The organism is Halomarina pelagica (assembly GCF_024228315.1).
Taxonomy (GTDB): Archaea; Halobacteriota; Halobacteria; order Halobacteriales; family Haloarculaceae; genus Halomarina; species Halomarina pelagica.
In genome coordinates, this window is the sequence record NZ_CP100454.1 from 1205964 (window position 1) to 1229096 (window position 23133).

The window sequence follows — 23133 nt, forward strand, 5'->3', positions numbered from 1 at the left end:
GATGGTGGGGAATCACTGATTGTACTCTCGGTGGAACTAGCAGCCCGGTAGTAATCAAGACTTGCAGTTATTAAGAGCAGTAGCCCCCCAAGAATCGAAAGATCAAGATAGGCCATAGGATGTGGATAGACTAAGAATATATCAATTTACTCAATCCATGTCGATTAGGAACCTGAATACACTCGATTACAAATCCAATCGAAGATGTAATGTTGCTGTTGAGCCACTGGCGACCCGCCTTCTTGCTTAGTCAAGAACAGCAACGCCACTTCTCTCTAGCAGAATCACCGGTTCATGTTGAGTCGGTCCCGGACGAGCAAAGCAGTGAGCCTTGATAAGAACTATTACGCCACCTGGCCACGTATCTACAGAACCCCTTGACGGCACGGGGAGAAACACCAACGATGTGTGTATCAATGGCCAAGTTCCAGAGACTATTTAAATACTCACCGACGCCGTAAGGCGTATGCAGACCCACATCGTCCCGGTCGGGTTCGACTACGACCGGCTCATCGCGCCGCTCGTCCGGGATCGGCTCGACGTGGACCGCGTCATCCTGCTCGAGGGCGCGGTCGGCAGCGAGGCCAACGTCGAGTACTCCCGGAACCTCGCGCGGAAGCTGGAGAAGGACTTCTCGAACCTGATGGGTGCCGACACCGAGCGCTTCCTCATCGAGGACGTGTACGACTACGACGCCGCCTTCGAGCAGGCGTACGATCTCATCAACGCCGAACTCGACCGGGGGACCGAAGCCGAGTCGGGCGACGGCGCGAGCGAGGAGGGTGAGGGCGGCGAGGACGCCGAGGACGAGATCTGGGTGAACATCGCGTCGATGCCCCGCACCGTCTCGTTCGCGTTCGCGACCGCCGCCCACTCCATCGGCGTCGAGCGCGAGGCCGACCGCGACCGGATCCACACCTACTACACCGCCCCCGAGAAGTACCTCGAGACCGAACTCGCGGAGGAACTGCGCGCCTGCGTCGATCTCCTCGACGACCTCGACGCGGTCGAAGGCGGCCCGGAACTGGACGCGCTCGACGCGCGCGTCGCCGAGCGCCTGGGGAGCGCCCGCGACCTCCTCTCGGAGTTCGACGAGCGGGGGACCACCATCGGCGCGAAGCGCATCGGCGCGGGACACGTCGTCGAGTTGCCGGTCGCCTCGTTCTCGTCGGTGAAGCCGTTCGAGGAACTCATCCTGTTCACGCTGGGCGAGCACGGCGAGTTCGAGTCGGTGAGCGAACTCGCCGGGACGCTGGCGCGCGAACTGGGCGAGGAGTACACCGACAGCTTCCGCTCGAAGGTCATCTACAACGTCGATCGACTCGGCCCGGGCGGGAAGGGCTACGTCGAGCAGGACGAGCGGGGGAAGTCCTACCGGACCAGGCTGTCGCGGATCGGCGAACTCTGGGTGCGGGCGCACTCCGACCGGCGCGCGGAGGGGCGGTCCGGGGGGCGGTCCGACGAAGGACCCGGGGGTGGCGCGGGCGCGGACGCGGACCGGGAGTGACCGGGCTCAGCGTCCGCGCAGTCGGAGTTGCAGCTTCTCCACCCGCGTCGCGAGCGCGAGGAAGACCGGGAGGATCGTGAACAGCACCGCGCCGAGCGCGGCGACCTGGAGGGCGGTCACGCCGAGCCACGGGGCCGCGTCGGGGAGCGGCAGGAGCGTGTGGTGGGGGTCGCCGACGACCGGATAGAAGTAGTCGACGACGAGGTCGACCGTGTACCAGAGCGTGGCGACGGCGATCGCCCACACGGGGAACGCGGCGTAGCGGTGGACGACGAACGCCTGGACGACCATCGCGAGGTGACTCCAGAAGAGGAAGTTGTACATCGGGTCCCACGGCGCGTAGCCCCACTCGGGGAAGAAGGCGACGAGGACGTACGGCGTCCAGAGGCCGAGCTTGATGCAGCCGAAGAAGGCGAGCGCGTTCAGCGCCTCGTTGTTCCGCCCGAGCTTCCAGGCGGCGATCGAGAGGGCGATCAGCAGCGTCGCGAGTGGGCTGTCGGGGACGAACGGCCACATCTCGACCGGCGTCAGGGAGAACTGCGGCCCGTAGTACCAGAAGCCGAAGGCGGTCCCGACGAGGTTGATTCCCACGACGACCCACGCCAGCCGCAGGCCGAGGTCCTCCAGCAGCGCCGGGAGGGGCGCGACGTAGCGAGGGAGCGGTTCGCGCTCGGGGAGGTCGCCCTCGCGGGCGAACGCGCGCAGGCGCTCGGCGACTGCGTCCGCGCGCGAACCGAGCGCTCCGGAGATCGACATGGGAGGGAGTGCGGAGGCGGGGAGAAAAACGCTGCCGATCGGTCCGCCCGGCGCGAGCGGTCGAAGGACACGCGTTAAGTGCACTCCATTCGCAGGGTCGGGCATGAGCGACGCGACGAACCTGGAGGACTTGAAGCGCGGGACGGACCTCGTGAAGCGCGGGTTCGCGAAGATGCAGAAGGGGGGCGTCATCATGGACGTCGTCACCCGCGAGCAGGCGCGCATCGCGGAGGACGCGGGCGCGGTGGCCGTGATGAGTCTGGAGGCCGTCCCCGCCGACATCAGGAAGCGCGGCGGCGTCGCCCGGATGGCCGATCCCGCCGCGCTCGGCGAGATCATCGACGAGGTCTCGATCCCCGTGATGGGCAAGTGCCGCATCGGACACGTCACGGAGGCGCAGATCCTCGAAGCGACGGGCGCGGACATGCTCGACGAGTCCGAGGTCCTGACCCCCGCCGACAACGAGTACCACATCGAGAAGCGGGCGTTCACCGCGCCGTTCGTCTGCGGCGCGCGGAACCTCCCCGAGGCGCTCCGGCGGATCGACGAGGGCGCGGCCATGATCCGCACGAAGGGCGAGGCGGGCACCGGCGACGTCAACCAGGCGGTCACCCATCAGCGCGCGATCAAGAGCGCCATCCGGGAACTCGAGGGCAAGACCGCGGAGGAGCGCGAGAAGTGGGCGCGCGAGCACGAAGCGCCGGCCGACCTCGTCCACGAGACGGCGGAGATGGGCCGCCTGCCCGTGGTGAACTTCGCCGCCGGGGGGATCGCCACGCCCGCCGACGCCGCGCTCATGATGCACCACGGCTGCGACGGCATCTTCGTCGGGTCGGGCATCTTCGGCGCGGAGGACCCCGAGGCCATGGGCCGGGCCATCGTCGAGGCCGTCAACGAGTGGGACGACCCCGAGCGCCTCGCGGAGATCGCCGCGGGCATCGGCCGCGGCATGAAGGGCCAGTCGAACGTCGGCATGCGCGAGGAGGAGAAGCTACAGGGCCGCGGCGTCTGATCGCGGATCGCGGGTCGCGGGTCGCGGATCGGACTGGCGGGCGGCTCCTCCCCGACGCCGACGAGGAGCGGCGACGCGCCCCGACGCTCGACGCTAGGCTCTCGGCTCCCGGTGCTCACTCCGACCCGGCCGTCCGGACGGTCAACACCGGAGCCGGACAGGTCCGAACCGTCTTCTCGGTGACGCTCCCGAGCAGGTAGCGCTCGATGCCGCTCCGGCCCTGGGTGCCCATCACGACGAGGTCGACGTCGTTCTCGCCGACCGCGTCGAGGATCGCCCCGTGCGGCGGTCCGTACTCGACCGACGTGCGCACCTCGATGCCGTCGTCGCGGAGGGTCGTCGCGAGTTCCTCGACCGCCGTCTCCGCGGCCGCTTCGAGCGAGGCGACGAGGGCGTCAGAGCGGACGTCGAAGCCGAGCGTGGCCGTATCGACGGCCGAGAGCACGTGGACGGTCGCGTCGTACGCCGTGGCGATGGTGCGCGCCCAGTCGGCCGCGGCGGCGGCCCGCTCGCTCCCGTCGGTCGGGACGAGGAGCCGCTCGTACGGCTCGTACCGATCGTCGTCGGACGGCCGGACGGTGAGCACCGGGGCGTCGGAGAGCCGGACGACGCGCTCGGTGACGCTCCCGAGCAGGTAGCGCCTGACGCCGGTCCGTCCGTGGGTGCCGATCACCACGAGGTCGATCCCCCTGGCGGCCGCGTACTCGCGGATGGCGCGGTCCGGAACGCCGACCGTGACCTCGCCCGTCGCGGGGACGCCCGCGGCGTCCGCGCGCTCGACGGCGGCGGCGACGATCGCGTCGCCGCGCTCGCGCAACGGATCCTCCCCGAGGCCGAGATCGAGCGACCGCTCGTCCACGACGTTGAGGACGACGAGTTCCGCGTCGAAGCGGTCCGCGACGGCGAGCGCGTGCTCCGTGGCGACCGCCGCGCCGTCGCTACCGTCGGTCGGGAGGAGGATGCGTTCGAGCGTGGGCATGGTCTCTCGGACTTCGAGTTGGGCACGCGCGGTAATCAGTGTTCGTCGGCGGGTCCCGTTCGATCACGACGGGAGGACGGTTCGGACCCGGAGACCGTCCGAGAGGCGGCGTGGGGCACTGACGGCGGGTACTTACGCCGGCCCGCCGTAGTCGGCGCATGTACCGGCGGGTACTGATCGCCACCGACGGGAGCGAGGCCGCGGCGCGGGCCGCGACGCACGCCGTCGCCCTCGCTCGTCGCTGCGACGCGACGCTCCACGCGCTGTCCGTCGTCGAGACCAGGACCGCCTACGACAACGCCATCGTCGATCCCGAGGTCGTCCGCGAGAACCTCAGAGCGGAGTCGGAGGCCGCCGTCGCCGCCGTCTCCCGGCGAGCCGAGTCCGCGAACGTCCCGGTCGAGGCGACGGTCGAAGCCGGCGTCCCCCACGAGGTGATCGTCGACTACGTCGATCGGGAGGCGATCGACCTCGTGGTCCTCGGGGCGAAGGGGAAGTCCGCGTTCAAGACGGCGCTCCTCGGGAGCGTGACGGAGGCCGTGCTCCGGTCGGGGACCGCGCCCGTGCTCGTCGTCGACGGCGCGTGACGCGGCTCCGGAGCGCGGTCAGGCGTCGAAGGGGCGGGGGCAGCGCTCGGCCCGTCGAACCTCGTCGGGCTTGTCGAGTTCGGCGTACCGCCGCCCGAGCGCCTCGGGGGACGCGAAGACGGGGACCGAATCGATCAGCGCGCGGCCGTCGGCGGTGAGGCGGTAGAAGACGTAGGGAAGCCCCTCGCGGCGCTCGCCGGGCGGGAGTTCGCCGCGCTCGATCAGGCCGGCCTCCTCCAGCCGCGAGAGCTGTCGGTACAGCGTCGCCGGGTCGAGGGCGGAGGTCCAGCGCAGTTCCGCCTTGGAGGGCGCGCGGTGCGGGTGGGCGACGATGGCCTCGAGCAGCCGGAACCGCCGTTCCTCCATCGCGACCTCCAGCCGGGCGCGCCGTCGGTCGGTCTCGGCGCTCAGCGCGGAGAACGACTCGCGAGAGAGACCCCTCTGCGGGGCTTCGGTCGAAGACATGGACCGGCCTACGGAAGGGGGGTAGTTAATCGCTGCTACTCGGTTCCGCCCCGTCACGCCGGCACGCGGTACGTGTTCCGCGGCCGCACGGCTCGGGTCGGTCGTCGTGGGTCGGGCCGGGAGGTCCGGTCGCTACTGCTCTGCGGCCGGCGTCTCGGCCGCCTCGCCGTTCGCGCCGTCCCCGCCGGCCGACTCGCTCCCACTCTCGCCCTCGATGAGCGCTTCGAGCGGGTTGTCCTCGATGTCCAGCGGGAGGTCGACGCGACCCCGTCGGCGCGAGGACTCCCAGGCGGCGAAGGCGAGTTCCGTCCCGGCGAGGGCGTTCCGCCCCGAGATCTCGGGTTCACGGTCCTCGCGGAGCGCGCTCACGACTTCCTCGATGGCCCGCTCGTAGAAGGTCGTCTCCTTGAACCGCCGGGCGGAGACGCCGGGGATGCGCTCGGCGAGGAGGATCGCCCCGGCGCGGGCCTTCCCGTAGCTGGGCGCGTGGATGCTGTCGCCCGTGCTCACGGTCTTCCACTTGCCGCCGTCCTTGCGGTAGCGGAGCGCGGGGCCGCCGTCGACGCCCATCTCGATGACCCCGTCGGTCCCGACGAGGCGGTGGTAACAGCCGATCACGTCCTTGCCGTCGCCCGTGGCGGCGACGCCGTAGACGCCGTTCTCGTACTTCCACTGGACGAAGCCGTGGTTCTCGTTGTGCGCGCCGAACCAGACGTTCTCCTCGCGGAAGTCGATGCCCCCGAGCACCCACTCCGCCTCGGCGTCGTCGGTGTAGTACCGGCAGAGGTCGAACTGGTGGACGCCCGCGTCGAAGAGGTTGTCCTCGGCCCACTCGATGCGGACGAGGTCGCCGATCGTCCCGTCAGCGAGGAGGTCCTTCGCCTCGCGGAACGGCTCGCCGAAGCGGCGCTGGTTGTCGATGGTGAGCTGGACGCCCTCGTCGTCGCAGGCCTCGAGCATGCGCTTGCAGTCGCCCCAGGTGGTCGCCATGGGTTTCTCGCAGTGGATCGCCCGCGGGACGCCGCTCTCCGCGCAGCCGACGACGATCTCGGCGTGGATCGCGGGGGGGACGCAGACGCTCACGACGTCCGGTTCGGTCGCGCGGAGCATCTCCTCGTAGTCCTCGAAGACGTTGCCGGGGGGGATGTCGAAGTGGTCGGCGAACGCCTCTGCGTTCTCCCGGACGATGTCGGCGCAGGCGACGAGTTCGCAGTCGTCGAGGCGCTGGTAGCCCGGCGCGTGACGGTACGCCATCGCGTAGCCCGTCCGTCCCTTCTTCTCCGGGTTCGCCCCGGTTCCGATGATCGCGACGCGGTATCCCATTGTAACGCGATCCTAGATTCCCACGGACATGACTATGACGAGACTAACGCGAGTAGGCGACGACTATCGATCCGCAGCGCCGCGCTCGTAGGTTCGGGCCGTCTTTCGCGCGATCGTCTCCCAGTCGAACTGGCGCACTTTCTCGTAGTTGTACGCGCCCATGCCGTCGAGGTCGGCGTCGAGGGCGGCCGTCAGCGCGTCGCGGAGCCCGTTCCGCTCGTCTGGATCGTACGCGAAGCCGCCCTCCTCGTCGAGGAGGTCCGCGACGCACCCGCGGCGCGGCGCGACGACCGGGCGACCGAACGACATCGCGAGCAACGCCGTCCCCGAGGTGAGCACTTCCTCGAACGGAAAGACCGTCACGTCGGCGGCGTTCATGTACAGCTGGATGTCGTCGTCCGGCACGAACTCGAGGACGGGCAGCACCCGATCGTCGGTCGCCGCGAGGTCGAGGATCTGATCGCGGAGGGTGTCGTTCCACGGGCTTCCGACGACCAGCAGGCGCGCGTTCTCGTCCTCGAGGCAGCGGAACGTCCGGATCAGCTTGAGGACGTTCTTGTAGGGACGGATGAGCCCGAAGTAGAGGAAGACGCGCGCGTCCTCGTCCAGGTCGAGCGTCTCGCGGGCGGTCTGCCGATCGACCTCGTTCCGGTAGCTCCCGATGTAGTTGCCGTGGGGGACGATCTCGATGCGCCGGGCGACGCGCTCGGGGAGGTCGTACTCCTCGACGATGAGGTCGCGCGCGTTCGGACAGTGGACGATGACGCGATCGCAGAGGCGCGCGGTGACGTGACGGACCGCGTGCTCGACGCGCGGCGAGCGCCGCTCGTGGTCGGCCAGGTTGTGGACCGTCCAGACGACCTCGACGCCCAGCAGGCGGAGGACGAGCAACTCGACGAGCAACCGGAGACCGAGTATCGCGGTCACTACCGGCCGCTCGGTGACGAAGTACCGGTGGAGCCAGTGGACGTGAAACACGTCCGGTCGACCCTGTCGATACACCGCTTCGAGCAGCGGAAAGGGACGGTCGCACTGGCTCAGATGCACGTCGTAGCCGCAGTCGGCCAACCCGTCTCGAAGCTGTCGCTGGTAGGAGTTGCTGCTGCTGTAGTCCGGGTACATCAACACAGACCGCTCCGATGAACTCTCCCCCAACACACTCGTATAAGCCCTCGATTAGCGCCGATAATAAGTTTTTATCGCTGGGAATCTCATACCCCGCGTGTCGTTCTCGCGTCGAGTAGGGCGGTTTCGGGGCCGGAACGGCGACGACGCCGTCACTTCGGCGAACTCCCGCCCGTCGAGCGACGGATCGACCCACCCCTATAATTCATGATGGACCGGATCGAGTGACGAACCATGACACTCATCGAACGGAACGGATTCGTCGTCGTTGAGCGGAACGAGTACGTCGCCGCGCTCCTCAGCGGGACTCTCGCGGGGCTCGTCTTCGCCAGCGTCCTGCTGGCGCTCGCGCCGTCGCGGGTGCGGACGCTCGGCGCGCTGTTCGCCCCCGGCGCGTCGACGCTCGCCGGACTCCTCGGCTGGCTCGGCGTGGGGACCGCCCTCGGGGTCGGGTTCGCGCCCGTCGCCGCGCGGACGCTCGACGCGTACCTCGCGCGAACGATGCGGCTGACCGCGACGTCCGCCGCGCTCCGGCGCGTCCTCCGGCCGCTGATGGAACGCTCCGCGTTCGCCACCGTCGGGGCCGGTCTCGGCGCGCTCTACGGGCTCGCGATCGTCGGACTGTACCTGGCGCTCCCCCCGCTCGCGGCCGCCGTGATGGGGGGCTCCGTCCCGCTGATCGACGCGGGGCTCCTCGCCGCGCTCGTCTACGGCCCGATGCTCGGCGCGGGCTACGGCTACGTGCGCTCCGTCTACCGGTAGACGGTGGCCCCGTCGCCGACGCACGTCCGGTAGGCCTGCGACTCGATCCCTCGCTCCTCGAACGCGTCGATCATCGAGACGGCGACGGCGCGCTGGTCGCTCCGCCGGCACACGGCGATGACGGTCGGTCCCGCGCCGCTGATCGTGACCCCCGTCGCGCCCGCGGCGCGCGCCGCCGCGCAGACCTCGTCGTAGCCGTCGATGAGGTCCGCCCGGGCGGGCGTCACGACCGGGGCGTCCATCCCGCGACCCACGAGGGCGGGGTCGCTCCGGGCCATCCCCGCGACGAGCGTCGCCGCCCGGCCGACGGTCTCCACGAGGTCGGTCATCGAGACTCCGTCGGGGACGACCTTCCGGGCGTCGCGCGTCGAGACGACGATGTCCGGGAGGCACGCCACGAGCGAGAGGTCGGCGTCGATGCGCGTGACGCCCTCGTCTGTGACGACGGTGAACCCCCCGAGGATCGCCGGGGCGACGTTGTCCGCGTGGGCCGCGCCGGAGACGACCGCCTCGCCCTCGGCCGCGACGGGGACCAGTTCCTCGCGGGAGCGACCGCGGTCGTAGAGTTCGTTGAGGGCGACCGCGGCGGCGGCGGCCGAGGCCGCGGACGAACCGAGCCCCGACGCCGGGCGCACGCCCTTGTCGATCCGGATGCGGGCGGGCGCGGAGAGCGCCTCGGCGACGGCACCGACGGTGTTTCGCTTCGGGTCCTCGGGGATGTACCGGGACCCGACGCCCGTCACCTCGATCGTCGTCCGCTCGGCCTTCTCGACCCGGACGACGTCCGCCGGGCGGTCGAGCGCGACGCCGAAGACGTCGAACCCGCTACCGAGATTGGCGCTCGTCGCGGGGGCCCGGACGGTCAGCATGGCTTCCGCTTCCAACAGCGGAGAGAAAAACCTAGCGGAGTGCGAGACGGCGGGTTCGTTCGAACGCTAACCGCGTTACTGATCCCCGAGGCGTCCCCGACAGAGTTATCCCGGCGACGTCACGAACTATGTACAATGAGTACTACAGAGGAGGAACGGGATTCAAAGTCAGAGGTCGTCTCTGTGTCACGGCACGGCCAGGCGACGATCCCGAAGAAGTTCCGCGAGAAACTGGGCATCGAAGCGCCGGGGCGGGTCCGGTTCCGGGAGAACGACGAGGGCGAGGTCACGGTCGAGCGCGTTCCCTCGGCGAGTGACATGCGGGGGTACGCGAAGCATCGGGGGGACGCGACGACCGACGAACCCGCGACTGCGTTACTGCGCGAAAAGCGCGAGCGAGATCGAGAGACTCGCGAGGCGACGTTCGAATCCGGAGATAGCGACGAATGACGCCCCCGGGGCGAATCGTGTTCGACGCTGAACCGATCGTCGCACACGCGGACGGCGAACCGGGAAGCGGCACCGTCGAAGCATTTCTCTCCGCCGTCGAAGACGGCGAATCGACGGGGTTCGTGAACTACGTGAACATGACCGAGGTCAGGTACATCCTCGCCCGCAAGTACGATCGGAGGACCGCGGACGAGTACCTCGACTGGCTAGTCAGTTTCGGGATCGTCCCCGTCGGGATCGAGGAGATCTGGGAGACTGCGGCCGAGTTCGTCCTCGACGTCAACCCGGCACTCGGTGACTCGTTCGCCCTGGCGACGGCGACCGCGAAGGACGCGACGCTGCTCGCCGGCGGCGACGGCGATTACGACGGCGTCACCGACGTTCCGATCGAATGCTTTCGGGACGGACCGGCCTGATTCGGGAGCGTTCATGGTGCTCCGCTACGAGGACGAGCACGCATGACAGACAGACGCACGATAGATGACTCGTCGGTCGTCTACGCCTTCTCGCCCGACCTCGAGCCGACCGTCACCGTGGAGCCGGGGGCCGCGCTCACCGTCGAGACGCGCGACAGCCTCGAGGGGGCCATCCAGCGCGACGGGGACCTGATGGACTCGGTGCCCGAGGAGGTCAACGCCGCGACCGGGCCGATCGCCGTCGAGGGGGCAGAGCCGGGCGACGCCCTCCGGGTGGAGATAGAGGAGATGCGCCCGAACGAGGACCGCGGCCGCGCCGTCACGATCCCCGGCTTCGGACTCCTCCGGGACGACCCCGAGGTGGCCCACCCCCACACACGCGTCACGCCCGTCGAGGACGGCGCGCTCCGGTTCGGCGACCTCTCGGTGCCGCTCGACCCCTGTATCGGGACGATCGGCGTCGCCACCGCCGACGAGGAGTACACGACGCTCGTGCCCCACGACCACGGCGGGAACCTCGACACGACCGACCTCCGGGCGGGGGCGACGGTCTACTTCCCGGTCTTCCAGCCGGGCGGCCTGCTGGCGATGGGCGACTGCAAGGCCGCGATGGCCGACGGCGAGCACTGCGGCACCGGCGCGGAGATCGCCACCGAGATCGACGTCACCCTCGGCGTCGTCGCCGACGCCCCGCTCTCGCGCCCGCTGATCGAGACGGACGACGCCTGGAAGTTCCTCGCCAGCGCGGAGACGCTCCAGGCGGCCTGCGAACTGGCCGTCCGCGACGCGAGCGAGGCGCTCGCCCGGGCCCACGGCGTCGAGTTCACCGACGCCTACCTGCTCGCCAGCCTCGTCGCCGACCTCGAGATCAGCCAGGTGGTCGACCCGCTGAAGACCGTCCGCTGTGCCGTCCCGAAGGCGTCCCTCGCGGACCCGCTCGACTGAAGAGAAAGGCACATACGGCGGACCTCGAAACTCCCGGCATGATCGGCATCGTCGGCGGCGGCCTCGCCGGACTGGCGGCCGCCCACCGGTTGCGTCGAGCGGGCCGCGAGGTGCGCGTCTTCGAGGCGGCCCCCGAGGTCGGCGGCCTCGCCGCGACGTACCCGACCGCGGGCGACCCCGTCGAGCGCTTCTACCACCACCTCTCGAAGTCGGAGACGGCGATCGTCGACCTCGCGACGGTGGTGGGCGTCGGCGACCGGATCGAGTGGCGCGTCGGGAAGAACGCCTGCTACGTCGACGGGACCGTCTACCCGCTCGACGCGCCGTGGGAGGTCCTCGCCTACCCGGAGCTGAGCCTCTACGACACGCTCAGGCTGGGGCTGCTCACGCTCGGCGTCGACGTGCGCGGCGGTCGCCCCCGGCGGAACGCCTACGACGACCTCGCGGCGTTCGACGACGTTCCGGTCCGGGAGTTCCTGCTCGAACACGCCACGGAGGGCGTCTACGAGCGCTTCTTCGAGCCGCTGCTGGACGCGAAGTTCGGCTCGCGCAAGGACGACGTGAGCGCCGCCTGGCTCCTCGGCCGGATCCGGTTCCGCGGCGAGCGCGACCCCCTCAGGGGGGAGGTCCTGGGCTACGTCGAGGGGGGGTTCGGCGTCCTGCTCGACGCGCTCGTCGAGGCGGTCGGCCGCGAGAACGTCGTCACGGGTGCCAGGGTGACGGAACTCGACTACCGCGACCGCGTCGAGTCGCTGACCGTCGAGACGCCGGACGGCGAGGAGACCCACGACGTGGAGGCCGTGGTCGTGGCGACGATGCCCGACGTGCTGGAGGCGCTCACGGGCTACGCCTGCGGGATCGACTTCCAGGGCTCGGTCTGCGCCCTGCTCACGATGGAGGAGGCGCTCACCGACACCTACTGGCTCAACGTCGCCGACGAGGCACCGTTCGGCGCGCTCGTCGAACACACGAACTTCGTCCCGCCCGCGCGCTACGGCGGCGAGCACCTCCTCTACGTCGCGAGCTACGTGCAGGACCTGACGGAGGAACGCTGGACCCTTGACGACGACGCCCTGCGCGAGCGCTGGCTCGCGGGCATCGAGGACCTCTTTCCCCGGTTCGACCGCGGCGCGGTGACCGACGTCCGCGTCGCGCGCAACCCCCGAACCGCCCCCGTCTACGAGTGCGGGTACCTCGACGCGGTCGTGCCCTACGACCTCGCGGAGGAGGTGGCGGCGGGGGTCTACTACGCCGGGATGGCGAGCCGCGCGCAGTACCCCGAGCGGTCCCTGGACGGCGCGGTGCGGGCGGGCTACGAGTGCGCGGACCGGATCGAGCGGGAGGGCGTGGCGATCGGAGCGACGCCCCGCGGGCGTCGCTAGGAGCAGTCGCGGGCCGGGAGTGGGAGCGGGGGCGGGACGGGAGCGGGGGCTGACGGCGGGCTACCCCTTCGGGTACGCCTGCTCGAACGGGCGGGGCGGCAACCGGAGTTCCTCCAGCCCCGGCCGGTGTTTGACGTTGTAGACGACCCGCAGTTCGTCCGTGACCGGTACGCCGTTGCAGGACAGCCGGATACCGCGGTCTAGCATCTCGGCGGGGAGGATGTGATCGACCGGCATCGCCAGTTCCCCGTCCATCATCGCGACCGCGCAGTTGGCGCAGGCCCCGCCTCGACAGGCGTACGGCCACGCGAACCCGCGGTTCTCGGCGGCCTCGAGGAGCGATTCGTGGGGTCGGACGAGGAACCGACCGTAGTCCGCCGGATCGAGCCCCCGCGAGGAGGCCTTCTCGAACAGTTCGTCGTCGTCGAGGTCCCAGCCGTGATCGTCGAGCACCTCGTAGTTGAGGTACTCGACCCTGGTCTCCTGCCGCTCGTCGGTCGCCTCGCGGTCGCTCTCGGCGTCCGGCATCTCGCCGTCCCGTCCCGACCGAACGTGGTCGTACGCCGCCAGGACGACACGAAGCTCGCGCGCCGACCCCCCCTGATCCGGGTGCGTCTCCTTCACTCGTCGTCGGTACGCCTCCACGATTTCGTCGTCGTCCGCATCCGGATCGATCCCGAGAACGTCGAACGGGGAACTCACACGTAGCGATAGGAAAATGAGGCGGATAAATCCTCCCCCCGACCGCGAGATTCCCGGCCGGGGGCCCGCTCTGCGTCCCCGGTAACCGAGCCGAGCGCCGCCCCCGATCGGAGCGACGGACGCTCAGCCCGAGAGCGACTCGCAGGCGACGCCGTCGCCGTCGCCGTCGAGCCGGTGCGGATCGCCGGCGGTGAGGTACTCCTGCGCCTCGGACTGGGTGTCGAAGTCCGAGCAGTCGTAGTCCCGCTGTCCGTCGCCGCCGGACGGCGTGGGTTCAGGGGTGGGTTCGGGCGTCGGCGTGGGCGTCGGCTCCGGCGTGGGTTCGGGCGTCGACGTGCGCGGCGGCTCGTAGTTCCAGAGTCCGACGTCGTCGGCCTGGGCGGCCCGTTCCGCGCTCGCGAACGCGTCCCGCTTCGAGAACGACGAGTCGTACATCCGGGCGTACCCCTGCTCGATGAGCTGGCGGTTCACGTTGGTCCCGTCCTGCTCGTAGACGTAGACGAGGAGCCGACCGTAGGAGCCGCGGCGGTCGGCCCGCGGGTCGGTGGCGATGCGGACCGGGTCGCCGCCGACCCGGGAACGGGCGAACTCGCTCGCCTTGTGCCCCCAGTCGCGCAGCCACCGCCTGCCGTCCTCGGTGTTCGGGATCCCCTCGAACTCGGCCGGATCGGTCGCGGTGTGGACCTCGGGGGTGTCGACGCCGAGCAGGCGGACGTCCTCGGTGTGTCCGTCGGGGAAGCGCACCTCGTAGGTGTCCCCGTCGACGACGCGGACGACCTCGACGGTCCACTCCGTCTCCCCGGAGGAGTCGGGGGCGTCGTCCGCGTCCGACCCGCCGCCGTCTCCCGCGCCGGCGTTCGATCCGTCCGGGAGGCTCTCGCAGGCGACGCCGTCGCCGTCGGCGTCCAGCCCGTTCGGATCGCTCGAATCGCGTTCGAGGGCCGCCTGCGCCTCGTCCTGCGTCGCGAAGTCGCCGCAGTTCAGGTCACCGTCGCCGGCGGTCCCGTCGCTCGAATCGTCGCTCGAATCGCCGTCCGATCCGCCGTCGGTCTCGTCGGACTCGGTCGCGGTCGAATCCGTCGCGGACGGCTCCGTCCCGGTCCCGTCGTCCGTCCCCGACGGCGTCTCCGTCGGCGCATCCGTCGCCGGGCCGTGCGTCGCGTTCCCGCCCGGCGTCGACGACGCGTCGGTGTCGAGCGAACTGTCGTTCGTCGTGTTCGTGGAGTTCGTCGAGTTCGTCGACGGATCCGAGTCGACGTCGTCGCTCGACGGCTGGGGGTCCGGGGTCGTCTCGTTGGCCCCCGGCGTCCCCGAGCAACCGGCCAGAACGAGCAGGCAGACGAGCGCGAGCGCGAGCACGTCGGCCCGCCGTGAGAGATCGATCATTGACGATCGAATCACCACCCGCCGGTACAATATATGTTGTGGGAATTACATTAATCCGTGACTGTCACGGTATCGTGTTCGAACGGCGGAGAGGGCGTCAGTCGGCGTCCGCCCCATCGTCCTCGTCGCCCACTCCGGGGGCGTCGCGCACGCTCACGTCCGCCGGTTCCTCGCCCCCGCCGACGGTCACGTCGCCCGTCCCGTCCTCGACGTACACGTCGTCGGAGAACCCCGCGACGGCGTTCTCGTAGGCGGGGTCGTCGAGCTTCTCCGGCGTCGGCGGGGCCTCGGGGACGCCGTCGGGGGGACGGAACTCCCCGAGCGGGTCGTCGATGGTGATCCCGTGGCGCTCGAAGAACTCGCCGTAGCGGCGGTAGTGCTCCTCGAACTCCTCGGGCGGGATCTCCATCATCTCGGTCCAGCCGTGGTTGAAGAAGTCGAAGTTCGCCTGGAGGTGGGTGATCTCGCGCGCCTCGGCCTCCGAGTAGCCCGCGGAGAGCGCCGCGACGTAGGCGTCCATCGTGGCGTCGAAGAACCCGTCCAGGTGATCGCGGCGCTCCTCCCGGCGCGACTCCGCTGCTTTCCCGAGGAAGATCCGCGTGTGGAGCTTCACCAGTCCGTAGGTGGCGACCGCGCCGACGCCCGGCGTCGTCAGCGCCTTCTTCGCGGCCCAGTGACGGGGGTTCTGTCGGAGTTTCATCGACACGTGTTTGGAATGCGACGGTATTCAATGTTCGGCAGATCCGCCGGACGGCGGCGCAGTGTACCCGTTTCGCTCGCGAATTAAACAGATAGCAATCCACATTAAGGGGGCAGACTAACCGACGGCCATGAGCACGTCGCACGTGATTATCGGCGATGGCATCGCGGGGAGTTCCGCCGCGGAGACCGTCCGCGAGGCCGACCCGGACGCCGACATCACCGTCATCACCGACGAGGGAGAGGCCCTCTACAACCGCATTCTCATCAAGGAGTTCGCGAAGGGCAAGATGCCCGCCGGTCCGATCTCGATCCACGACGAGAACTGGTACACCGACCGCGACATCGACCTCCAGCTCGACACCCACGTCACCGACGTCGACACCGACGCCCACGAGATCCACACCCACCGGGGTGACGTCATCGAGTACGACGCGCTCCTCATCGCCACCGGCGGCACGCCGACCCAGCTCCCCGTCCCCGGGAGCGACGCGGAGGGCGTCCACCACTTCTGGACGTTCCAGGACGCCCGGGCGATCAAGGAACACGCGGAGGAGGCCGAGACGGGTGCCGTCATCGGCGCGGGGCTGCTCGGCATCGACCTCGCGGCCATCTGCGGCGCGCAGGACGTGAAGGCGAACTACCTCATGCGCGGCAACGCGTGGTGGCGCTACGCGCTCAGCGAGGAGGGCGCGGAGATCATCCACGGGGCGCTCCGCGAGAACGACGTCACGCCCGTCTTCGGCAGCGGCGTCGATCACTTCGAGGTGGACGACGGCCACGTCACGGGCGTCGTCGACCCGAACGGCGAGCACTTCGACGCGGACTTCGTCGGCGTCGCCATCGGACTGAACTACAACACGGAGTTCCTGCAGGGCAGCGGCATCGAGCGCACCGACAGCGGCTCGATCGTCACCGACGAACACATGCGCACGAACGTCGAGGACGTCTACGCCGCCGGCGACCTCACCTACTTCTACGACGTGCTCATCGAGGAGATGGCCCAGAACGGCGCGTGGGGCAGCGCCAAGGAGCAGGGGTCCATCGCGGGGACGAACATGGTCCACGACCAGCACGGCGACGGCGAGGAGGCGACCTTCGAGTGGGTCTCCTCGTACTCCATCACGCACTTCGACTTCCCGTTTCTCTCGTTCGGCCACCCGACCATCGGCGACGACAGCGTCGAACGGAAGTACTCCGACACGGAGTGGCGCCGCGTCGCGATCAAGGACGGCAAGGTCGTCGGCGGCGTGCTCATCGGCGACCTCGCGCCGCAGTCGAAGCTGAAGCGACTCGCGCGCGACCGCGTGGACGTGAGCGAGACGAAGGAGTTGCTCCTGGAGGAGACGATCGACCTGGAGAACTTCGAGGCACCCGAGGCCTCCAGCTAGGCCGGGGTCCCGCGCGGTTCGGACCGATCGGTCCCGTCACGCCGTGTTCGGACCGAAGTGATTTTGCGCGCGGCGGGTTACGGAACCGTATGAACGGCGGTGGCTCCTCAGACATGACGCTCGCCTTCGAACTGGAGGCGCTACAGCGACTCGCGGACCCCGAGGCGGTGTTCAGCGACGCCCGGACGTGGACGAAGTACCTCGGCGTCGTCAGCGAGAAGCCGACCTACGTGGTGACGAACTTCACCCGCAAGAACCGCATCCGCCAGGACTTCTTCTCCGGCCCGCGAGGCAAGCGGGAGAGCCTGGAGAACGTCAAACGGCAGTTCGACACCGACCGCCACGTCTTCGTCGGCACCTCGGCGGAGGACGAGGCGCTCGCCGAGGCGGTCGACTGGGAGTACCTCCCGCTCGAGACGGCCGCCGAAGCCGCGGGGTGGACGATCGGCGACCCGGAGCAGCCGACGACCGCGAGCGGGGAGTCGCGCGACGACTGGCCCTGACGGCGACGGACATACCTGAATCTTTATACGTTTTCCCGACCCGAAACGCGGTATGGCCCTGGATATCGGTTCTGCGCTGTCCGAGGGAGCGAGTCGCGCGTTCGAGCGGAACGGCCTGCTCCTCCTCGCCCTCTTCGCGACGCTCGGCGTCGTCGCGGGACTCGCGGGCGACGTCATCGCGAGCGAGTTGCTGCGACAGTTCGTCGAACTCGCGACCGAAGCGGCCCGCGAGCAGGGCGACCCCGCGGCCGCCCGGGAGTTCCGACAGAGCGTCCCGCGCGTAGATCCGATCGTCACGATGCCGATCGGCGCGGCGGTCGTCCTGGCGCTCGCCGCGTTCGTCCTGAACGAGGCGGCCCGCATCGTCGCCGACCGAACGTTCGTCAGCGACGCGACCGAGACCCTCTACGAGCCGACCCGGAACCTCCCGCTCGCGGTCGTCAACGGCGTCGTCGCGGTCATCGTCGTCGGGTTCGTCATCGTCGCCGGGTTCTCCGTCGGACTGCTCGGGCTGCTCGTCGGCGGTCCCATCCTCGCGACGTTCCTCGGCGTGAGCCTCTTCTTCGTCCGTCAGGAGATCGCCGTCGAGGACAAGAACTTCGTCGACGCGCTCGTGGGTAGCTGGGCGCTCGCGAAGGGCGACCGCCTCGAACTATTCGTGCTGGCGCTCGCGCTGCTCATCGTGTCGCTCCTCGTCGGGGGCGTCCTCGGGTTCGTCGTCGGGCTCCTGCCGGCCCCGATCGCGCTCGTGGGGAACGCGATCGTCAGCGCTGGCGTCGGCGTCTTCGCCAGCGCCGTCGTCGCCGACGCCTACCGTCAGCTCGTTGCCGCGAAGCGCGACGGCGACGCGGCGACGGACGATCGACTGCCCGACGCCGAGGAGTGGAACGACCCGGCCTGGTAGGCGGAACGCCTTACTTCCGACCCGACGTACGGACGCCCATGGCAGATCGGAGGAACGTCGACGTCGACGTCGAGGTGGAGGTAGAAGTGGACGAGCGGGAACTCGAGATCGAGGTCGGCGAGACGCGGACCGCGGAGGCAGAACTGGAGGTAGACGGCCTCTCCATCGAGGTTGAGATCGAGATCTCGGTCGAAGGTGACGAGGGAAATGACGACGAAGAGGACGAAGAGGACGAGGACGACGAAGAAGACGGAGACGAGGACGACGAAGAAGACGAGGAATGAGACGGGAATGAGACGGGGAGGGCGACGGTGAGAGCGAAGCGGGCGACGCCTCGTCGCGAACCGCCGCGCAAGCGCGGCGCTTAACAGCGAGACGGCGTAAGCTCTCTGTATGTCTGAACCTCGCGTGCCGGGCGGCCGCGGAGCCGAACTGTCGTTGCCCTGTGGCGAGTCCGTCGCCGTCCACGACCTCGACATGGGGATGCGGGAGTTCGCCTGTCCCTGCGGCGCGACGCACGCCGTCGTGATGGACATGCACCCGCTCGGTCGATGGGTTCCGGAGGACCTCGTCGCGGTGCTGCGCGAGACGGTCGGGACCTCGACGGGCGACGAGTTCGACACCATGCACGTCATGGGGATGGTGCTGGAGGAGTTCCCCGAGGCCGTCGTCAGCCTGGACGCGAGCGAGGACGGGCACGTCGGCTTCGCGCTCGTCTGGGTGACCGACTTCGACGCCCGTCGCCTGCACGAGATCGTCGTCGAGTTGCTCGTCGAGCTGATGGAGCACGCCGTCAGCCACGCCCGCGACGATCGCGCGATGACCGAGTTCGAAGAGCAGATGCTCCAGTTCGACGTGAGCGCGTTCGTCGAGGAGTACCGCGCCCAGCGCGACTTCGAGGACGAGTTCGATCGGCCGGCGTGACCGTCCAACCCTTTACGCGTACGGCCCAACGGTTATCACCCCCCACCGAGTGTGCACCCACATGCCCACGCGCCGCGGCGAGTTCGAGCGCATCCGGTCCGTCCTCGCGGACGCAGACGACCGAGAACCGCTGACCGCGCGTGAGATCCTCGACCTGCTGGAGGCCCACGGCGAGTCGTTCGAGAGCGCCCACCGGGTCGCCACGGTGCTCGGCAGACGCGAGGGAACCGACGTCGAGGTCATCCGCGACCGGCCCTATCGCTACCGCGTGATCGACGGGACGGACTGAACTCCCTCGACGGCACGTCGTTCCCCGCCGCTTCCCGACTCGTTCTGCGTACCGCGTGCCGTCCTCCCCGGCGGTACCCCCATCGGTTCCCCGCCGGTTCGTGTCTCCCGTCACTCCGCGTTCGTGTTCCTCGTCCGCTTCTGTGTTCCTCGTCCGTTCTATTCCTCGCGTGCGCACGCAAAAACCGTGAGAACGACGCACGGCCGCAAACGCCCCGATGAGGGGGATCGCTGCGGACCGCGTAGCCGTCAGGGGGCGTTCGCGAGCGCCGACGCCCGTTCCGAAATTCGTAATCCGATTTCGTGATTCGTAGCGATTCGTCGGATTTATTACGATGTACCGAGTCCGACCGTGTAATGAGCGACGAGGACGAGCTACGCTCGGCTGACGCCGGGACGGAGCCAGAGGAACGGACGATCCTGCTCATCGGAAGCGGCCCGATCCAGATCGGGCAGGCGGCCGAGTTCGACTACTCCGGCGCGCAGGCCTGCCGCGCACTCGAAGAGGAGGGCGCGCGAGTCGTCCTCGTCAACTCCAACCCCGCGACGATCATGACCGACCCCGAGATGGCCGACAAGGTGTACATCGAGCCCATCACGACCGAGGCCATCGCGGAGATCGTCCGGAAGGAGCGGCCGGACGGCGTCATCGCGGGGCTGGGCGGTCAGACCGGGCTGAACGTCACCGCCGAGCTCGCGGAGGAGGGCGTCCTCTCCGAGTACGACGTCGAGATCATGGGGACGCCCCTCGACACCATCTACGCGACCGAGGACCGCGACCTCTTCCGCCAGCGGATGGAGGACATCGGCCAGCCCGTCCCGCGCTCGACGACGATCGCGCTCGAGGAGGGCGAGTCGGTGACGAACCTCGACGAGGCGGCGCTCCACGAGCGCGTCGACGAGGCCGTCGAGTCGGTCGGCGGGCTTCCGGTCATCTCGCGGACCACCTACACGCTCGGGGGGAGCGGGTCGGGCGTCGTCGAGGACATCGAGGAGCTGTACGAGCGCGTCCGCAAGGGCCTCCGCCTCTCGCGCAACAACGAGGTCCTCATCACCGAGTCGATCGCGGGCTGGATCGAGCTGGAGTACGAGGTGATGCGCGACGCCGACGACTCCTGCATCATCATCTGCAACATGGAGAACCTCGACCCGATGGGCATCCACACGGGCGAGTCGATGGTCGTGACGCCGTCGCAGGTCATCCCCGACGACGGCCACCAGGAGATGCGCACCGCGGCGCTCGACGTGATCCGCGACCTGGGGATCCAGGGCGGCTGTAACATCCAGTTCGCCTGGCGGGACGACGGCACGCCGGGCGGGGAGTACCGCGTCGTCGAGGTGAACCCGCGTGTGTCCCGCTCCTCCGCGCTCGCCTCGAAGGCGACCGGCTACCCCATCGCCCGCGTGACGGCGAAGGTCGCGCTCGGAAAGCGCCTCCACGAGATCGAAAACGAGATCACCGGCGAGACGACCGCCGCCTTCGAACCCGCAATCGACTACGTCGTCACGAAGGTCCCCCGGTGGCCCAAGGACAAGTTCGGCGACGTGGACTTCACGCTCGGCACGGCGATGAAGTCCACCGGCGAGGCGATGGCGATCGGGCGGACCTTCGAGGAGTCGCTGCTCAAGGCCCTCCGGTCGAGCGAGTACGAGCCGAACGTCGACTGGGCGGCGGTGGGTGACGAGGAACTCGAGGCCGACTACCTGGAGACGCCGACGCCCGACCGGCCCTACGCCGTGTTCGAGGCGTTCGAGCGCGGCTACACCGTCGAGGAGGTCGTCGAGCTGACCGGCATCCACACGTGGTACGTCGAGCGCTTCGCGCGGATCGTCGAGGCCACCGAGGCCGCCTCGCGGGGCGACTTCGCGCCCGCCGCGAGCGCCGGCTTCACCAACCACGAGATCACGGCGCTGGCCGGCGGCGAGTTCGGCGACACGCACGCCTCCTGGCTCCCGACGGTCGGCCCGGACGACGCGGAGCCCGAGGCGCGTCCCGACGGCGCGGGGGCGACGGTCGACGAGGTGGAGGCCGACGTGCCCGGGCGCACGTACAAGCAGGTCGACACCTGCGCCGGCGAGTTCGCCGCCTCGACCCCGTACTACTACTCCTCGCGCCAGCCCGAGTGGTTCCGGGGGCCGTACGAGGGCGAGGCGGCCGCCGGCGAACTCCGCGTCGACCGGGACGTGGAGAGCGTCGTCGTGGTCGGCGGCGGGCCGATCCGCATCGGCCAGGGCGTCGAGTTCGACTACTGCGCCGTCCACGCGGTGCGCGCGCTCCGCGAGATGGGTAGCGAGGCGCTATACGCCTCGCACGATTCGAGCGGGGAACGCCCGCGAGACCACATCGACGCCCACGTCGTGAACAACAACCCGGAGACGGTCTCGACCGACTACGACACCTCCGACGGCCTGTTCTTCGAGCCGATCACCGCCGAGGAGGTCGCCGACGTGGTCGAGGCGACCGGGGCCGACGGCGTGATGGTCCAGTTCGGCGGGCAGACCTCCGTGAACATCGGCGCGCCGCTGGAGGCTGAACTCCGGCGTCGGGGCCTCGACTGCGAGGTCCTCGGGACGAGCGTCGACGCGATGGACCTCGCGGAGGACCGCGACCGGTTCAACCGCCTGATGGACGGCCTCGGCGTCAGCCAGCCCCGCGGCGGCACCGCGACGAGCGAGGCGGAGGCCCTCGAACTCGCTCACGACATCGGTTACCCCGTCCTCGTCCGCCCCTCCTACGTCCTCGGCGGCCGCGCGATGGAGGTCGTCTACGACGACGAGGAACTCTCGACCTACATCGAGGAGGCCGTCCGCGTCAGTCCCGAGAAGCCCATTCTGATCGATGAGTTCCTCGAGGACGCGGTCGAACTCGACGTTGACGCCGTGAGCGACGGCGAGGACGTGCTCATCGGCGGCATCATGGAGCACGTCGAGAGCGCCGGCGTCCACTCCGGCGACTCCGCCTGCGCCATCCCGCCGCGTTCGCTCGGCCGGGAGGTCAACCGTGAGGTCCGCGAGGTGACCGAGAAGATCGCCCGCGCGCTCGACACGGTCGGCCTGCTGAACGTGCAACTGGCCGTGAAGGACGGCGAGGTGTACGTGCTGGAGGCGAACCCGCGCGCCTCGCGGACGGTCCCGTTCGTCTCGAAGGCGACGGGCGTCCCCATCGCCAAGCTCGCGGCGAAGGTGATGGCGGGCGCGTCGCTCGCCGACCTCGACGCCGAGGAGCGGGTGCCCGTTCACACCAGCGTCAAGGAGGTCGTCCTCCCGTTCGACCGCCTGCCCGGCTCCGATCCGCGCCTCGGACCGGAGATGAAGTCCACCGGCGAGGTGATGGGGACCGCGCGGTCCTTCGGCAAGGCCTACGACAAGGCGCAGGACGCGACGAACCGGCCCGTCCCGACCGCGGGGACGGCCATCGTCGACCTTGACGTGGACGGGTTCGAGGAGTTCTTCGACCTGCTGGAGATCGAGGGCGCGGCGGCCCGCCGCGAGGCCGTCCGCGAGGGCGAGGTCGACCTCGTCGTCTCGCGCGACCGGCCGACGCTCGAGGCGTGCGTCGAGGAGGCGGTCACGTACTTCTCGACCGAGGCGAGCGCCGAGGCCGCGCTCGACGCCATCCGCGCCCGCGACGACCCGCTCGACGTACAGAGCGTCGACGAGCGCCCGACGCGGGTCGAGCGCTGGGGGCAGCCGAAGGCGGAGTAGGCCGAGGCGGAGTAGGCCGAGGCGGACGAGGCCAAAGCGAACGGCGGGGAGAC

General features: G+C 69.5%; 24 protein-coding genes. 15 read left to right on the top strand and 9 right to left on the bottom strand.

The features are described from left to right. Window positions 1-466: 466 nt before the first annotated feature. Window positions 467-1507, top strand: a complete 1041-nt coding sequence (locus NKI68_RS06345; RefSeq protein ID WP_254545866.1) for an HFX_2341 family transcriptional regulator — start codon at window positions 467-469, stop codon at window positions 1505-1507. A gap of 6 nt (window positions 1508-1513) precedes the next feature. Here NKI68_RS06345 and NKI68_RS06350 read toward each other — a convergent pair whose 3' ends face one another. Continuing rightward, window positions 1514-2263 (bottom strand): DUF1405 domain-containing protein, encoded by a 750-nt coding sequence (locus tag NKI68_RS06350; RefSeq protein WP_254545867.1) that lies wholly within the window; start codon window positions 2261-2263, stop codon window positions 1514-1516. 103 nt (window positions 2264-2366) lie between these two features. Here NKI68_RS06350 and pdxS point away from each other — a divergent pair, with 103 nt between their 5' ends. Then, the gene (gene pdxS / locus NKI68_RS06355) at window positions 2367-3275 is read left to right on the top strand and encodes a pyridoxal 5'-phosphate synthase lyase subunit PdxS (RefSeq protein ID WP_254545868.1); all 909 of its coding nucleotides are present in this window, start codon (window positions 2367-2369) and stop codon (window positions 3273-3275) included. Window positions 3276-3390: 115 nt separating this feature from the next. On the opposite strand, the gene NKI68_RS06360 is transcribed toward pdxS, so the two are convergent. Beyond that, the gene (locus NKI68_RS06360) at window positions 3391-4254 is read right to left on the bottom strand and encodes a universal stress protein (protein ID WP_254545869.1); all 864 of its coding nucleotides are present in this window, start codon (window positions 4252-4254) and stop codon (window positions 3391-3393) included. A gap of 158 nt (window positions 4255-4412) precedes the next feature. On the opposite strand from NKI68_RS06360, the gene NKI68_RS06365 reads away from it, so the two are divergent. After that, window positions 4413-4841 carry a universal stress protein gene (locus tag NKI68_RS06365; protein WP_254545870.1) on the top strand — a complete coding sequence of 143 codons (429 nt, stop codon included), beginning with the start codon at window positions 4413-4415 and terminating at the stop codon, window positions 4839-4841. Window positions 4842-4859: 18 nt separating this feature from the next. Here the strand turns inward: NKI68_RS06365 and NKI68_RS06370 are convergent, their stop codons facing one another. From NKI68_RS06370 to NKI68_RS06380, 3 genes are all read right to left on the bottom strand, one after another. Next, entirely contained in the window at window positions 4860-5306 is a 447-nt protein-coding gene (locus NKI68_RS06370) for a MarR family transcriptional regulator (RefSeq protein WP_254545871.1), read from the bottom strand. Window positions 5307-5438: 132 nt separating this feature from the next. Continuing rightward, on the bottom strand, window positions 5439-6629 hold the full coding sequence (locus NKI68_RS06375; protein ID WP_254545872.1) for a Gfo/Idh/MocA family protein: 1191 nt from the start codon (window positions 6627-6629) through the stop codon (window positions 5439-5441). A gap of 63 nt (window positions 6630-6692) precedes the next feature. Beyond that, a complete protein-coding gene (locus NKI68_RS06380) occupies window positions 6693-7751 on the bottom strand; it encodes a glycosyltransferase (RefSeq protein ID WP_254545873.1) in 1059 nt (352 codons plus the stop codon). Window positions 7752-7988: 237 nt separating this feature from the next. Between NKI68_RS06380 and NKI68_RS06385 the strand changes: the two genes are divergently transcribed. Further along, window positions 7989-8516: a hypothetical protein gene (locus tag NKI68_RS06385; protein WP_254545874.1), complete on the top strand. Its 528-nt coding sequence runs from the start codon at window positions 7989-7991 to the stop codon at window positions 8514-8516. On the opposite strand, the gene NKI68_RS06390 is transcribed toward NKI68_RS06385, so the two are convergent. Then, window positions 8507-9385: a homoserine kinase gene (locus NKI68_RS06390; protein WP_254545875.1), complete on the bottom strand. Its 879-nt coding sequence runs from the start codon at window positions 9383-9385 to the stop codon at window positions 8507-8509. The genes NKI68_RS06385 and NKI68_RS06390 overlap by 10 nt on opposite strands. 135 nt (window positions 9386-9520) lie before the next feature. On the opposite strand from NKI68_RS06390, the gene NKI68_RS06395 reads away from it, so the two are divergent. From NKI68_RS06395 to NKI68_RS06410, 4 genes are read left to right on the top strand one after another with little or no spacing between them, the layout of a single operon-like run. After that, window positions 9521-9835: an AbrB/MazE/SpoVT family DNA-binding domain-containing protein gene (locus tag NKI68_RS06395; RefSeq protein ID WP_254545876.1), complete on the top strand. Its 315-nt coding sequence runs from the start codon at window positions 9521-9523 to the stop codon at window positions 9833-9835. 17 nt (window positions 9836-9852) lie between these two features. Then, entirely contained in the window at window positions 9853-10251 is a 399-nt protein-coding gene (locus NKI68_RS06400) for a type II toxin-antitoxin system VapC family toxin (protein WP_254545877.1), read from the top strand. Between the two features lie 42 nt (window positions 10252-10293). Next, window positions 10294-11196: an acetamidase/formamidase family protein gene (locus NKI68_RS06405; protein ID WP_254545878.1), complete on the top strand. Its 903-nt coding sequence runs from the start codon at window positions 10294-10296 to the stop codon at window positions 11194-11196. 38 nt (window positions 11197-11234) lie between these two features. After that, window positions 11235-12578 carry an NAD(P)/FAD-dependent oxidoreductase gene (locus tag NKI68_RS06410; protein ID WP_254545879.1) on the top strand — a complete coding sequence of 448 codons (1344 nt, stop codon included), beginning with the start codon at window positions 11235-11237 and terminating at the stop codon, window positions 12576-12578. A gap of 60 nt (window positions 12579-12638) precedes the next feature. Here the strand turns inward: NKI68_RS06410 and fer are convergent, their stop codons facing one another. The 3 genes from fer to NKI68_RS06425 all read right to left on the bottom strand — a co-directional run bounded on the left by fer (window position 12639) and on the right by NKI68_RS06425 (window position 15366). Next, window positions 12639-13280: a ferredoxin Fer gene (gene fer / locus NKI68_RS06415; protein ID WP_254545880.1), complete on the bottom strand. Its 642-nt coding sequence runs from the start codon at window positions 13278-13280 to the stop codon at window positions 12639-12641. A gap of 123 nt (window positions 13281-13403) precedes the next feature. Then, window positions 13404-14666 (bottom strand): thermonuclease family protein, encoded by a 1263-nt coding sequence (locus NKI68_RS06420; protein ID WP_254545881.1) that lies wholly within the window; start codon window positions 14664-14666, stop codon window positions 13404-13406. A 97-nt stretch (window positions 14667-14763) separates the two neighbouring features. Then, entirely contained in the window at window positions 14764-15366 is a 603-nt protein-coding gene (locus NKI68_RS06425) for a DUF6149 family protein (RefSeq protein ID WP_254545882.1), read from the bottom strand. Between the two features lie 130 nt (window positions 15367-15496). On the opposite strand from NKI68_RS06425, the gene NKI68_RS06430 reads away from it, so the two are divergent. The 7 genes from NKI68_RS06430 to carB all read left to right on the top strand — a co-directional run bounded on the left by NKI68_RS06430 (window position 15497) and on the right by carB (window position 23080). Further along, window positions 15497-16756, top strand: a complete 1260-nt coding sequence (locus NKI68_RS06430; protein WP_254545883.1) for an NAD(P)/FAD-dependent oxidoreductase — start codon at window positions 15497-15499, stop codon at window positions 16754-16756. A gap of 89 nt (window positions 16757-16845) precedes the next feature. Beyond that, window positions 16846-17259, top strand: coding sequence for a DUF7124 domain-containing protein (locus NKI68_RS06435; RefSeq protein WP_254545884.1), 414 nt, complete (start codon window positions 16846-16848; stop codon window positions 17257-17259). A 52-nt stretch (window positions 17260-17311) separates the two neighbouring features. After that, a complete protein-coding gene (locus NKI68_RS06440; protein WP_254545885.1) occupies window positions 17312-18163 on the top strand; it encodes a DUF7847 domain-containing protein in 852 nt (283 codons plus the stop codon). A gap of 38 nt (window positions 18164-18201) precedes the next feature. Beyond that, the gene (locus tag NKI68_RS06445) at window positions 18202-18447 is read left to right on the top strand and encodes a hypothetical protein (RefSeq protein ID WP_254545886.1); all 246 of its coding nucleotides are present in this window, start codon (window positions 18202-18204) and stop codon (window positions 18445-18447) included. A 109-nt stretch (window positions 18448-18556) separates the two neighbouring features. After that, a complete protein-coding gene (locus tag NKI68_RS06450) occupies window positions 18557-19087 on the top strand; it encodes a DUF5815 family protein (RefSeq protein WP_254545887.1) in 531 nt (176 codons plus the stop codon). 61 nt (window positions 19088-19148) lie between these two features. Further along, complete coding sequence (locus tag NKI68_RS06455) at window positions 19149-19376, top strand: hypothetical protein (RefSeq protein WP_254545888.1); 228 nt, start codon at window positions 19149-19151, stop codon at window positions 19374-19376. A 356-nt stretch (window positions 19377-19732) separates the two neighbouring features. Then, window positions 19733-23080 (top strand): carbamoyl-phosphate synthase large subunit, encoded by a 3348-nt coding sequence (gene carB / locus NKI68_RS06460; protein WP_254545889.1) that lies wholly within the window; start codon window positions 19733-19735, stop codon window positions 23078-23080. The last annotated feature ends 53 nt before the right edge of the window (window positions 23081-23133 follow it).

Excerpts from the sequence above, each read along its gene's own strand:
- NKI68_RS06345 (WP_254545866.1), top strand. The coding sequence starts at position 467 with ATGCAGACCCACATCGTCCCGGTCGGGTTCGACTACGACCGGCTCATC.
- NKI68_RS06350 (WP_254545867.1), bottom strand. The coding sequence starts at position 2,263 with ATGTCGATCTCCGGAGCGCTCGGTTCGCGCGCGGACGCAGTCGCCGAG.
- pdxS (WP_254545868.1), top strand. The coding sequence starts at position 2,367 with ATGAGCGACGCGACGAACCTGGAGGACTTGAAGCGCGGGACGGACCTC.
- NKI68_RS06360 (WP_254545869.1), bottom strand. The coding sequence starts at position 4,254 with ATGCCCACGCTCGAACGCATCCTCCTCCCGACCGACGGTAGCGACGGC.
- NKI68_RS06365 (WP_254545870.1), top strand. The coding sequence starts at position 4,413 with ATGTACCGGCGGGTACTGATCGCCACCGACGGGAGCGAGGCCGCGGCG.
- NKI68_RS06370 (WP_254545871.1), bottom strand. The coding sequence starts at position 5,306 with ATGTCTTCGACCGAAGCCCCGCAGAGGGGTCTCTCTCGCGAGTCGTTC.
- NKI68_RS06375 (WP_254545872.1), bottom strand. The coding sequence starts at position 6,629 with ATGGGATACCGCGTCGCGATCATCGGAACCGGGGCGAACCCGGAGAAG.
- NKI68_RS06380 (WP_254545873.1), bottom strand. The coding sequence starts at position 7,751 with ATGTACCCGGACTACAGCAGCAGCAACTCCTACCAGCGACAGCTTCGA.
- NKI68_RS06385 (WP_254545874.1), top strand. The coding sequence starts at position 7,989 with ATGACACTCATCGAACGGAACGGATTCGTCGTCGTTGAGCGGAACGAG.
- NKI68_RS06390 (WP_254545875.1), bottom strand. The coding sequence starts at position 9,385 with ATGCTGACCGTCCGGGCCCCCGCGACGAGCGCCAATCTCGGTAGCGGG.
- NKI68_RS06395 (WP_254545876.1), top strand. The coding sequence starts at position 9,521 with ATGAGTACTACAGAGGAGGAACGGGATTCAAAGTCAGAGGTCGTCTCT.
- NKI68_RS06405 (WP_254545878.1), top strand. The coding sequence starts at position 10,294 with ATGACAGACAGACGCACGATAGATGACTCGTCGGTCGTCTACGCCTTC.
- NKI68_RS06410 (WP_254545879.1), top strand. The coding sequence starts at position 11,235 with ATGATCGGCATCGTCGGCGGCGGCCTCGCCGGACTGGCGGCCGCCCAC.
- NKI68_RS06420 (WP_254545881.1), bottom strand. The coding sequence starts at position 14,666 with ATGATCGATCTCTCACGGCGGGCCGACGTGCTCGCGCTCGCGCTCGTC.
- NKI68_RS06425 (WP_254545882.1), bottom strand. The coding sequence starts at position 15,366 with ATGAAACTCCGACAGAACCCCCGTCACTGGGCCGCGAAGAAGGCGCTG.
- NKI68_RS06430 (WP_254545883.1), top strand. The coding sequence starts at position 15,497 with ATGAGCACGTCGCACGTGATTATCGGCGATGGCATCGCGGGGAGTTCC.
- NKI68_RS06435 (WP_254545884.1), top strand. The coding sequence starts at position 16,846 with ATGAACGGCGGTGGCTCCTCAGACATGACGCTCGCCTTCGAACTGGAG.
- NKI68_RS06440 (WP_254545885.1), top strand. The coding sequence starts at position 17,312 with ATGGCCCTGGATATCGGTTCTGCGCTGTCCGAGGGAGCGAGTCGCGCG.
- NKI68_RS06445 (WP_254545886.1), top strand. The coding sequence starts at position 18,202 with ATGGCAGATCGGAGGAACGTCGACGTCGACGTCGAGGTGGAGGTAGAA.
- NKI68_RS06450 (WP_254545887.1), top strand. The coding sequence starts at position 18,557 with ATGTCTGAACCTCGCGTGCCGGGCGGCCGCGGAGCCGAACTGTCGTTG.
- NKI68_RS06455 (WP_254545888.1), top strand. The coding sequence starts at position 19,149 with ATGCCCACGCGCCGCGGCGAGTTCGAGCGCATCCGGTCCGTCCTCGCG.
- carB (WP_254545889.1), top strand. The coding sequence starts at position 19,733 with ATGAGCGACGAGGACGAGCTACGCTCGGCTGACGCCGGGACGGAGCCA.